Origin of the sequence: Candidatus Zymogenus saltonus (assembly GCA_016929395.1) — a bacterium.
Taxonomy (GTDB): Bacteria; Desulfobacterota; Zymogenia; order Zymogenales; family Zymogenaceae; genus Zymogenus; species Zymogenus saltonus.
Genome location: JAFGIX010000066.1, coordinates 1 through 10994 on the forward strand (window position 1 = coordinate 1; position 10994 = coordinate 10994).

Annotated in this window: 10 protein-coding genes; 5 read left to right on the plus strand and 5 right to left on the minus strand. The window is 50.7% G+C overall.

The window, feature by feature from the left end:
* From JW984_13055 to JW984_13065, 3 genes are all read left to right on the plus strand, one after another.
* A partial coding sequence (locus tag JW984_13055; protein MBN1574118.1) for a hypothetical protein occupies nucleotides 1–460 on the plus strand: 460 nt, incomplete at its 5' end.
* Between the two features lie 231 nt (nucleotides 461–691).
* Entirely contained in the window at nucleotides 692–1849 is a 1158-nt protein-coding gene (locus JW984_13060; protein MBN1574119.1) for an AAA family ATPase, read from the plus strand.
* A complete protein-coding gene (locus JW984_13065; GenBank protein MBN1574120.1) occupies nucleotides 1842–2450 on the plus strand; it encodes a DUF4276 family protein in 609 nt (202 codons plus the stop codon). The genes JW984_13060 and JW984_13065 overlap by 8 nt, the downstream gene beginning before the upstream one ends.
* Before the next feature lie 14 nt (nucleotides 2451–2464).
* Here JW984_13065 and JW984_13070 read toward each other — a convergent pair whose 3' ends face one another.
* Together JW984_13070 and rsmG are read right to left on the minus strand one after the other, a co-directional pair.
* A complete protein-coding gene (locus tag JW984_13070) occupies nucleotides 2465–3487 on the minus strand; it encodes an NAD-dependent epimerase/dehydratase family protein (protein MBN1574121.1) in 1023 nt (340 codons plus the stop codon).
* Between the two features lie 99 nt (nucleotides 3488–3586).
* A complete protein-coding gene (gene rsmG, locus JW984_13075) occupies nucleotides 3587–5056 on the minus strand; it encodes a 16S rRNA (guanine(527)-N(7))-methyltransferase RsmG (GenBank protein MBN1574122.1) in 1470 nt (489 codons plus the stop codon).
* Between the two features lie 157 nt (nucleotides 5057–5213).
* On the opposite strand from rsmG, the gene JW984_13080 reads away from it, so the two are divergent.
* Nucleotides 5214–5897: an RluA family pseudouridine synthase gene (locus JW984_13080; GenBank protein ID MBN1574123.1), complete on the plus strand. Its 684-nt coding sequence runs from the start codon at nucleotides 5214–5216 to the stop codon at nucleotides 5895–5897.
* Between the two features lie 329 nt (nucleotides 5898–6226).
* On the opposite strand, the gene JW984_13085 is transcribed toward JW984_13080, so the two are convergent.
* The 3 genes from JW984_13085 to sppA all read right to left on the minus strand — a co-directional run bounded on the left by JW984_13085 (nucleotide 6227) and on the right by sppA (nucleotide 9728).
* Nucleotides 6227–7729, minus strand: coding sequence for a phosphoenolpyruvate carboxykinase (ATP) (locus tag JW984_13085; GenBank protein MBN1574124.1), 1503 nt, complete (start codon nucleotides 7727–7729; stop codon nucleotides 6227–6229).
* Between the two features lie 198 nt (nucleotides 7730–7927).
* Nucleotides 7928–8812 (minus strand): homocysteine S-methyltransferase family protein, encoded by an 885-nt coding sequence (locus JW984_13090; GenBank protein ID MBN1574125.1) that lies wholly within the window; start codon nucleotides 8810–8812, stop codon nucleotides 7928–7930.
* 118 nt (nucleotides 8813–8930) lie between these two features.
* Nucleotides 8931–9728: a signal peptide peptidase SppA gene (gene sppA, locus JW984_13095; GenBank protein ID MBN1574126.1), complete on the minus strand. Its 798-nt coding sequence runs from the start codon at nucleotides 9726–9728 to the stop codon at nucleotides 8931–8933.
* Nucleotides 9729–9956: 228 nt separating this feature from the next.
* Between sppA and JW984_13100 the strand changes: the two genes are divergently transcribed.
* On the plus strand, nucleotides 9957–10592 hold the full coding sequence (locus JW984_13100; protein ID MBN1574127.1) for an MBL fold metallo-hydrolase: 636 nt from the start codon (nucleotides 9957–9959) through the stop codon (nucleotides 10590–10592).
* Nucleotides 10593–10994 lie beyond the last annotated feature (402 nt).

The window sequence follows — 10994 nt, forward strand, 5'->3', positions numbered from 1 at the left end:
CGATTCGGAAGGAACATCCGGTGGTGAAGAACGTGTCCTTCGTTTCATAAAGGGTGGACTGGAAAGGTTCGGCAAGACCGAGTCCGAAATCTTAAAGAAGCTTGGAGACCCGATCTCCCGAACCTCGGAGGAAATCGAGAGCGTTTATTGGGAGGGTAAGATCGACATTCGGCACCGACTTGTCTACGACGGCGTAATCATTGGAATCCACGAGTACTCGGGGGGTGAAAAGCTCATCCATATGGTAACCGTCACGACAGGTTCATACGAGTTTGATGGAGTGAAGGTCGGAAGCTTGATATCCGACGTCCGGCGCCTCCTGGGGGATAAGCAATTAGTTGATGGGGTTGACGGGGACAAGCTTATCTATCACGACTACGCGGGATATTACATGGTTACGTTTACAATATCCGGCGGGAAAGTAGTCGAGATCATGTTCTCCGTGGAAACGTCCGATTAAGCAGCGGCTCGGTGTGGTGAACGAGGTTGGTCTTTTAATCAACACAAATGTCTGTTTTGGAATGATTTAACGGGCAAGTTGGAACCATTGTGACCCGGCAGCAACGTTACGGCCTTGAGGCTAATTCGCCCCTAACAAAATAGGACATTTGAAGTTTTGTGTTGTAATATCAAAATTTAAATTGTACTATATTTTTAAAATAGTAATCCACAGTTGTAACTGGATACTTTTATGAGAATCTCAAGAATTATTCTAAAGAGCTGGCGAAATTTCAGGTCGGTGGATGTCGATCTTCAAAGGCGAGTCTTCCTGATCGGTCCCAACGCCTCCGGGAAATCGAACTTTCTCGATGCGTTTCGCTTTCTTCACGATATTGCAAAACCATTAGGGGGCGGGCTTCTTAAATCTATAAGCGACCGCGGCGGCGACTCTAAGATAAGGTGTTTGTGGGCGTCGGGCAGATCTTCGCAAATAGAAATTGAAGTACATATAACAGGTGATAAAGATAGTGATCCAAACTGGAGATATGCCATTAGCATTAAAAGAAAACAAGAGGGAAAGCACGATCCTGTCCTTGAATATGAAAAAGTCTGGAGAGATGATAGGCTAATATTAGATCGTCCCAATAAAAAAGATATAGATGATCCTAAATTATTGACACAGACACACCTTCAGCAAACAAGTGCAAATAAAGAATTCAGGGAGATAGCGGATTACTTCAGTTCCTTTAGATACTTCCATCTTGTCCCCCAACTTCTCCGTTATCCTGAAGCCTTCGCTGGAAAATCAATGGAAGAGGACCCCTTCGGCCGCGAATTTTTAGAAGATATTTACAAAACAAATAAAAGAACCACCCAGTCACGATTAAATAAGATTGAAAGAGCCCTAAAAATAGCCGTTCCCTATTTTAGCAAGCTACAAGTAGAAAAAGATGATAGTGGCAAACCACACCTACAGATTCGTTATGAAAACTGGAGACCACATGGAGCTAAACAAACGGAAGAAGAATTGTCCGACGGGACTCTCCGTTTTATAGGCTTTCTCTGGACCCTCTTGGAAGGGAATCAACTTTTGCTTTTCGAGGAACCGGAACTGTCGCTCCATACGGCCGTGATAAGGAACCTTCCAAGGCTAATTTGGAGAATCCAGGAAAAGGAAAACAGTCAGGTCATAATAAGCACTCATAGTATAGAACTTCTTTCAGATGAGGGAATAGAAGGCGAAGAGGTGCTTGTTTTAATCCCGGGAGAAAAGGGAACGGCGATTAAACCTGCATCTTCTATTGAAAATGTTCGCCTACTGATGGAGGGGGGAATGAGCGTCGTCGATGCGGTTATCCCTATCACAGAACCTAAAGATATAAATCAATTGGACCTTTTTGATGTGTGATCAAATTTTTATCTATATCGCCGTTGAAGGTCAACTTGATGAAGCTGTCTTGAGAACTCTTTTGAATAAAATTGGTCGCTTTTCAGTTATTAGCTGTTATGGTAAACAAGGTAAAGGCTATTTAAAATCTAGAATAAATGGATTTAATAATGCCGCCAGGGGTACACCCTACCTCATCCTTACAGATCTTGATTCGAAGGAATGTGCCCCTAAATTGATTGAAGATTGGCTTGGAACACAAAAACATGAAAATTTAATTTTGCGTGTGGCCGTAAGAGAGATTGAGGCATGGCTTTTAGCCCACAGGTCCGCCTTTGCGGATTTTCTCGGAATCAGTGTTGACAGGATTCCAATTGAACCGGACAATCTTGACAAACCAAAAATAGAGCTGATTAACATATCGAGGAAATCTCGAATAAATGAAATTCGTAGAGCAATTGTTCCTCGTGAGGGAAGCGCCAACCAAACAGGCCCCAATTATACCAGCGCATTAGCACACTTTGTTTATAAAAACTGGGACGCTTTTGAGGCCGCCAAAAACTCTCCGAGCCTGAAGAGAACGATTGATTCTTTGAAAACTTTTCGTCCTGCCTTCAATTAAATTCAACTAAATTCCTATTTCTTCCTCTTCTTCCCCTTCTTTCTCCCCGGGATGTAGACTTTCTTCACCCAGCTTTCGATCTCGGCCATAGCATCATTGAGATCGACCCTGCTCCTCCAGTTGAGCTCCGCCTTTGCCCTGGAGTTGTCCACGTCGAGGTTTTTGCCCATGACGCCAGCGGCGAGCCTCGTCATGGTCGGCCGGATACCGAGGGGTGTTAGGAGGGCTTCCATCATGTGTCCAAGCCTCCAGGCAAGCTTGAAGGGGATATTGCCCCTCGGCTTCTTACCGATCAATGAGCCGAGCTTCTCGACGTATTTTCCCCAGGTGATGTCGTAGTCGTCCCTGAAGTGGTACGTCCGATTGTCTGCCTTATCACTCTCTGCGGCCAAGATCGCCCCGTCGACGAGGTTGGTCACGTAGACGAAGGCCCCCGGCTCCCTCCCGCCGTTTATCAACGGCAGCGGCCCCCGGTAAAATGCGTCGAGGATGTCGCTTACCCAAACGCTTCCCGGCCCGAAGACGTTTGCGGGGCGAACGATGGAATAGGAAATATTGTATTGGTCACAGAAATCGCGCACGAGGTCTTCCGCCTCGATCTTGGTGTCGCTGTAGGGTATTCCCAGCCTCACGCGCTCGGCGTCCTCGTCAAGCCCACCGACGTCCCTTCCGCACCCCAAAGCCGCCACCGATGAAAAATAGACGAAGCGCTTTATATTCCCTTTAAGCTTTTCGTCCAGCGCTTCATAAAGGAGGTTTTCCGTCCCCCCAACCATCACGCCCCTGAAGGCCGTCATCGCCCCCCAGTCCAAGACCCTCGTCGCAAGGTGAAAGACGATATCCACCCCGTCGCATATCCCCTTCAAACTCTCCGCCTTCGTGAGGTCTCCCCGGAAGACCTCGGCACCCAGCTTCTCCGCCTCGGCGGCGTCCTCGTCGGATAGAAAGAGGCCCCTAATCTCGTATTTCTTCTTCCTTAACGCATCCAGCAAAAACGATCCTATAAATCCGCCGGCGCCGGTAATCAGTGCTCTCATAACAATTTCCTTAAATGTGTTACATCACTATCGATTGAGTTTATTGATTTATTCCATTTTCGAAATAATCTCAAGAACTTTTTTTAAAATTTTTTGGCTTTACCTTGTAAAATGCCTCCTGCGCCACTCGAAGAGGGCCGCCACGAGAGAGGCCGTCGCATTGATCGACTCTACCCCCTTTACCATGGGGATGGAGAGGGCACGCACGCCCCCCGACCTCCTCAGGTTTTCGGGAAGACCCGGGCCCTCCAGCCCCACAACGAGCCCCATGTTGAAGGGCAAGACCGCCCTTGCGATACTCTCTCCCCCCGGGTCGAGGGAGTAGAGGGGCGCGCCACAGACTTTGAGCTCCTCGATCTTCGGCCCGCTGAAGAGGGGTGCTCTAAATATCGCCGTTCCGGCGGCCCTGATGCTCTTTACATGGTAGGGATTCGACGCGCCTTCCAAGAGGACTATTCGTTTCACCCCGAAGGCAACCGCCGTTCGGACGGCGCCGCCTACATTCGCCGGGTCCTGGAACGGTATGAAAATCGTGATGCCGGACGGCCACTCGGCGTCGTTTTCGTCGCGCCACTCAGGGATCTCCCTTACCTTTATTATCAAAAGGGGTGAGCCGGTTCCGAAGGAATCAATCTCGTTGAAGAGCGGCTTCGAGAGGCGGTATCTCACCATATCTTCGATATCCTCCGGCATGTTTTCAAGGTCGCGTTCGTGAGATAATATTATCCCCTCGATCTCCTCGGGGAAGGTCTTCAGCGCCTCCCTCACCTGTTTTTCCCCGGAGAGGATCGTAAAATCCCCTTTTTTTAGGCCCCGCCCCGTAAGGACGCTCTTTAACTCCTTGAAGCGGGGATTCTTCCCGCTCGATATCTTGACCTCCACTGGCGACTTCGATCCGAGCGATCTGTCACGGCCGGGAACAAATTTTTGCCCCTTCCTCTCGAAGATGACGAGCCTACGCCTGTATTCCGTGCCGGGGATCGTATACGATATATCTTCCTCGGGGGAGAATAGACGCCCGATCCCCTTGTCTATCGCCTCCATCTCATTTTCGGCGGAAGGCCCCTTCATGAAGATCACGGTATCCCCTTCCTTGAGAAAGGGTGCGGTACGAATGAGCGTCTCCGGTATAGGCTCCAGCGCCCTCGTTATGACCCCCCTCACTTTAAAAGGGAGGTTGTCCTTAACCCTAAGGGGGTATATCTCAATGCCGTCGAGGCCGAGCAGATCGATCGTCTCCATCAGGAAACCCACCCTCTCCTTTCTCCCCTCAGCCGCATATATCTTGATCTCCGGCCTGATTATCTTGAGCGGAACAGCCGGGAATCCCGCCCCTGTCCCGATGTCCAGGAGGGGCGACGGGAGATCTACGTATTTCGTGATTATCGCGCTGTCGATGAAATGCTTGACGACTATGTCCTCAAAAGAGACGAGGCCGGTAAGGTCGGCGTTTGGCGCCTTCTCGATAAGCTCGAGGTAGAATCGATAGAAAAGGTCAAGCTTTCGGTCGTCAAGCTCGATCCCCGACCTTATGAAAAGCTCTCTCATCTCCTCGGGACTTCCCCTCATCTTCCCCCCTTGAACTGTGCTGTTGTTATAGAGCGCATAATCTGATATATTACCTTTAACCTATAAACTATAACACCTATAACCTATAATCCCTATAACATATTATAGCCGGATAATGAAGAATAAGGGGAATAAAAATACAGACAATTCGGACAAAATGAAAAACTTCATTGAATCGATCCTCTACGACGACAAACACCTCCTCGCCGTCATCAAGCCGTTCGGGGTTTTGACTCAGGGGGATTTGAGGGGTGGGTTGTCCGTCTTTGACGCGGCACGGGACTACATCGGGGAGAAACATAGGACACTTGACGGCCCCAACGACTGCTATCTCAGCCTCCTGCACCGCCTCGACCGTCCCGTCGGCGGGGTGATACTCTTTGCAAAAACACCCGCGGCGGCAAAGCGCCTCTCGGAAGCGTTCAGGGAGCGTGAGGTGAAAAAAACGTATCTTGCTAGAATCGAGGGGGCGGTCGATCCGCCCTCGGGGGAGCTCTCCCACTCCCTGTTGAAATCGGGGGCGAAGGTGTCGGTCGTCCCGGAGGGGGCGCCGGGTTCCAAAAAGGCTCTTCTTTTCTACAGGACGTTAAGGAATACGGGAGGAGACGGCGAGAGCCTGATCGAGATCGACCTGATAACCGGCAGGAGACACCAGATCCGCGCCCAGCTCTCGGCCGTGGGGCATCCCGTCCGCGGGGACATCAAGTACAACTCAAAGAATAAATTCATACCGGGCGGGATAGCTCTCTTTTCAAAATCGCTGACGTTTGCCCACCCGGTCACGGGGGAGGAAATGACGATAACCGCAGACCCGCCGGAGGAGTTTTTCATCGATTTTTAGTTGTATGACTTACAAGCCGTAATAGTCAGAATACCCTGATAACAGCACCTTTTATTAAAAAGGGGCGGATTTTCATCCACCCCGAATCCATATCCATTATTAAGTATCCTCATACCCTTCACCGCCCGACAAAGATTCGGTCTGCTCCATCTCCAATAACCCCTACATCACTTTCATCTGCCGGAAGTCCAAATCTGGCACCGCTGCCGGCCCTGCCCCCTCATCCCCGATTTTGAGAGCCTCGCTCCGCCGACAACGGCCTCAATCCCAACCGCAAAAGACATTTTGACTCCACAGACACCGCCACTAAAAAACAACCGGCACGGAATCTATATGGCGCTCAGTATATTCGGGTCGAGCTTTTCAAATTGGAAGAGCCAGGCCTCCCGCTCCTTTCTCAGAACCTCGGTAATTCTTTTGTATTCCTTCTCGTCGTAGAAACGCCTCGGATCTAGTCTCCCTATATCGATGCCGGGGACCTTGGTCGCCACCTCGTAGCCCCAGTCGGGATCGACCTCCCACTCTATCTCGCCCCTTGCGATCTCCTTCATGATGGCGGAGGAGTCGTGGATCGTGATATTTTCGCCTTGCGGTCCTCCTACCCGGCCGGTGTTCAGGAGGAAGCACTCGCTCTCCGGGTTGTCTTTCAGGATCTTGTAGAAGATGTTTCCCTCTTGGGCGAGGTCTCCCACGATAAACGGGTTTGTCCCGACTACGCGCTTCGATTTTCCCGCCTGGGTAGGATCCCCGGCTGAGGTCTCGATCGACTCCCCCAGCATGAAGAAGGCCGCCCCCTGCTCCGGCGTAAGCCTGGCCACCGGGGGAACCACGTCGTTTCTCCTCGTGATGAATATGATTATGTCGGCCCTGGGGAGGTCTATCTCGTCGTCGGTGTAGTCTATGTCCTTCCTGTAGACGACGCACCGGCCGTTTGAAGTTATCTTCTCGTCGAAGAAATCGACCTTGCCGTTCTTACGATCGACCCAGATGTTTTCGAGGATGGCGTCAGGCTTCGTCGAGGCGGCATAGAGGAGGGGCTGTCCCACCGGCTCCAGTCCCTCGGTCTTTATATAAAAATTGTCCTCTGTGCCATAGCAGTACGTGTCCGGCTGGATGAAGACGACGTCGTCCTGACGGATGATTATCCCCTCGTCTCCTTCGAGCCCGTGGTTGTGGCATGACAGGGAGGTCTTCCCCGTTCCCGAGAGACCGAAGAGAATGGCCCCCTTCTCCACCATCTGCCCGTCCTTCTTCTTTACCCTGATGATCTTGCTCCCCGCGTGAAGGCCCAGCCCCCCCCTCTCCTTGGCTATGTACATCCCCATTCTAAGGTGGGCCTTCTTGTTCTCGCCAAGGTAGTCAGACCCCAGGACATAGGTGACCTTCAGCTCCGGCTGAACGAGGACCTTTCTCTCGCGCCACTCGGGGACGTAAACCGAGATCATGTCGGGCTTTCCGTCAGGGTCCTTAGGCTCAAAGAGGGTCTCATTCCACATATATGCGATACGGGCGTACTCTTCGGTCAGATAGAGCCTCGCATGAATGGCGTGATCCGGATGGAGGCACATCTGTCGGTCTATGCGGATCAAGGTCTTCCATTTCAGGTACTCCTGCACATCGTTAATGATACTTGCCTGCTCCTCGTTCGGATCGCCGAAGATTATCTCGGTAAATTTTGCGCTCCTGGAGCGGACCACCGTGATGTAAGCGGCGCTGCCGTATTCCGTGGTGCGCTCGTCCTTCTTCGAGAGCTTCCTCAACTCCTCCTTCGAAGGATTAATGATATAATTGTTCGGGTCCAGTTCCTTTAAAAAGATTGACTTATCGGGCATATACTTAACCTCCTTTTTCAATCATTCTATTTTAATACAAACGCAATTTAAGGAGTCAGCAGAGCGAGGGATAGCGCAAGAAGGATAACCTTTTTTACCCTTCCCCATCACCCGCTTCAATTAATCAAATTTTTTTGCCCTGCAATACGCCGCGAGTCCGGGCGTATCCATCCCTCGCCTCTTCTATAAAACGACAGGCTACATTGAGTCGATTATTTTTCTTATCTCCCTTGTGGTTTCGGGCGTCGTCCCGCAGCATCCCCCGACTATAACGGCCCCGGCCGATATCAGGTCGGGAACCTTCTGTGCGAACTCCTTCGGGCCGTCCATGTACTTCGGCTTTCCGTTTTCGAGCTCCGGGCTACCCGCGTTCGGCTCGGCGATCACAGGGACCGTCGATACGGCCGAGATCTCCTTGATAAGATCCACCATATCACCTATCCTTAAGGTGCAGTTGGCGCCCACTGCCGTCGCCCCGAGATCGATCAGCGATTTCACCACATCTTCGGGGCTGTTTCCCATCATTGTAAAATAGCCGCGCTTCTTCTTGTCGAAAGTGACGCATGCAAAGACCGGAAGCTCAGTTGTGAGCGCCGCCTTCAGGGCCAGCTCCCCCTCCTTCAGGTCCATCATCGTCTCGATGATGACGAGGTCGACCCCGCCATCCGCCAGCGCCTTGGCTTGAAGCTTGAAGTTCTCGAAGAGCTCCTCCTCGTCGGCGTCTCCGTAAGGCTTCAGGAGCTTTCCCGTGGGGCCTATGTCCCCCGCGACAAACCGTCCTTCGGGACAGACCGATTTTGCGAGCTCCGCCGCCCTCCTGTTTACATCCTCCGCCCTCTCCGCAAGCCCGAAGTGGGAGAGCTTTAAGGGCGTTCCGCCGAAGGTATTTGTAAGGACGATATCCGCCCCGGCGTCGAAGTAGTCCTTGTGAATGGCCGAGACGTCGTCCGGCCTTGTCAAAATCCAGGTCTCCGAAGTCTCACCGGACTTAATTCCCCTGAGAATGAGCTGTGTGCCCATGGCCCCGTCCAGAAGGAGAATATTGCCGTTCTTCAATCTCTCCTTAATATCAATTTCGCCCATCTTTCAATACCGTCCTTCATCAACATATCAATATGTCAACATATCAATAAAAACCGCCTATATCCACTCCGTCCACCCCGTCCACCCAGCCCAGCCAGCCCAGCCCGTCCTAACGACATTACATATAGTATATCTCCGGCCTGTAAAAGTCCTCCACCGCAACCCTTATGACGCCGCCGACCCACCTCGAAACGCCCCGCTCCACCAACGATGAGAGGAGCGAACGTCTCGGCCTAAATGTAACCACCCTCTCTGAATGGACCTTTGTCAGTTCTGCGATCTTGTCCTTTGCCCCGCGAAGGTCGGTAAGCTCGTCCACGAGCCCGAGCTCCACCCCGCGCCTTGCGGTGAATATCTCGCCGGTCGCCACCGCCTCCGTTCCCTTCTTGTCAAGTCCTCTCTCCTCGGATACCACCTTGACAAATCCCTTGTACACCTCACTGTTGATGGCGGCCATTCTCTTCTTCCCGTCGGGAGTGCTCTCAGTGAAAAAAAGTCCGTCGTCCTTGAACTTCCCCTCTTTTCCTATCTCCACCTTGATCCCGACCTTTTTCATTATGCCCGATATGACGGGCTTGATGTATATAACGCCGATGCTCCCCACCATCGCCGATGGGGGCGCCAATATCTTTTCGGCGGCACATGCGGCGTAGTACCCGCCGGAGGCGGCGAGGGTCGTCCATGCGTAGAGGGGCTTCTTCTCGGCGAGCCTCTTTAGGGCCATGTAAAGAACCTCCGTCGCGGTAACGGACCCCCCTTGGCTCGATAGGTTTAAAAGAACCCCCTTGACCTTCTTGGACTTCTCGGCACGCTCGATGATCTCAAGATAGGGATCGACCATCTTCATCGAGATGACGCCGCTGATCGGGATCAGGGCTATAATACCCCTTCGTTTCTTTCGCTTAAAAAACCACAATTTATTTCAATCCACTCAAATATTTAAGTATCTGGGACACTCTAACTCACACTAAAATTTATCAAAAAGGAAAAAATAAGTCAAGGTAAGATGTTCATTAATGTAATAAAAATTTCTTTAAATACAAAACTCCCCTTTCCAAACGTTTTTTTAAAAAGACTTGATTTTCACACCGATTTGGGTTACATATTTCAACTAAACCATACAAACAATTACGAGGAAGTTAAAATGATCATAAAGCAGTTGGAGGTCACGCCGTTTGTCGTTTTCTGCTACATCATAGGCTCGGAGGAGACGAAGGAGGCCGCCCTCATCGACCCGGCGGGGGAGGTGGAGAGAATTCTATCTGAGGTGGAAGCCCTGGGGCTTACCGTGAAATACATCATCAACACGCACGCCCACCCTGATCATATCGGCGGAAACGCGGACGTGGTCGAAAAGACGGGGGCCGAAATCATCATGCACGAGGAGGCGGCCAAGGTCTTAACCCTCGTCAACGAAAAGTTCATGGCCATACACGGCGTAAAGCCTTCGCCCGAGGCGACTAGGACCGTGGTGGACGGGGACATAATCGAGATAGGGGACGTGAAGCTGACGGTGCTGTTCACGCCCGGCCACTCGCCGGGGGGGATATGTCTCTACGACGGCGGGAAGAACCTGTTTACGGGAGACACGCTGTTTGTCGCCGGGGTGGGGAGGACGGACCTCCCTGGCGGCTCGATGCGGACGATGATGGACTCGATCAAGAACAAGATCTTGACGCTCCCGGACGACACGATAGTCTGGCCCGGCCACAACTACGGCCCCACGCCCAGCTCCACCGTGGCGAAGGAGCGGGACTGGAACCCGTTTTTGAATTTTTAGTTCAATCGAAAAGGGAAGTATATAGACCTCAAAGGAATTAAGCAACATCTACTTTTTAGTAGTTTAGGCTGGTAAAAGAAAAGGGAAGGAATTTATAGGCCTGTAAAATCTATTGCACTAATATTGTTGCTGACTACCCTTGTAATATTCATTTGCTAATCATTTTTCCTATTGTTAAATGAACTTGACATTTTACAGAATATATGCGATAAAAAAGCGAAGTTTTTTTATCAATAAATTTATAGAGAAGATAACTATTCTATAACCTTTATTCTAAAAAGAAATTAATTAACCATCCCGATATTTCGTAATTACTTTTGGGAATTATAAACGATTTTCCACCAAATTAGTTAGATAAGAAACTACAATTTCGAATATATCATCATTATAACGGTTATTATA

Bases quoted from the DNA above. Each gene is read 5' to 3' on its own strand.
- JW984_13060 (MBN1574119.1), top strand. From the start codon at position 692: ATGAGAATCTCAAGAATTATTCTAAAGAGCTGGCGAAATTTCAGGTCG.
- JW984_13065 (MBN1574120.1), top strand. From the start codon at position 1,842: ATGTGTGATCAAATTTTTATCTATATCGCCGTTGAAGGTCAACTTGAT.
- JW984_13070 (MBN1574121.1), bottom strand. From the start codon at position 3,487: ATGAGAGCACTGATTACCGGCGCCGGCGGATTTATAGGATCGTTTTTG.
- rsmG (MBN1574122.1), bottom strand. From the start codon at position 5,056: ATGAGGGGAAGTCCCGAGGAGATGAGAGAGCTTTTCATAAGGTCGGGG.
- JW984_13080 (MBN1574123.1), top strand. From the start codon at position 5,214: ATGAAAAACTTCATTGAATCGATCCTCTACGACGACAAACACCTCCTC.
- JW984_13085 (MBN1574124.1), bottom strand. From the start codon at position 7,729: ATGCCCGATAAGTCAATCTTTTTAAAGGAACTGGACCCGAACAATTAT.
- JW984_13090 (MBN1574125.1), bottom strand. From the start codon at position 8,812: ATGGGCGAAATTGATATTAAGGAGAGATTGAAGAACGGCAATATTCTC.
- JW984_13100 (MBN1574127.1), top strand. From the start codon at position 9,957: ATGATCATAAAGCAGTTGGAGGTCACGCCGTTTGTCGTTTTCTGCTAC.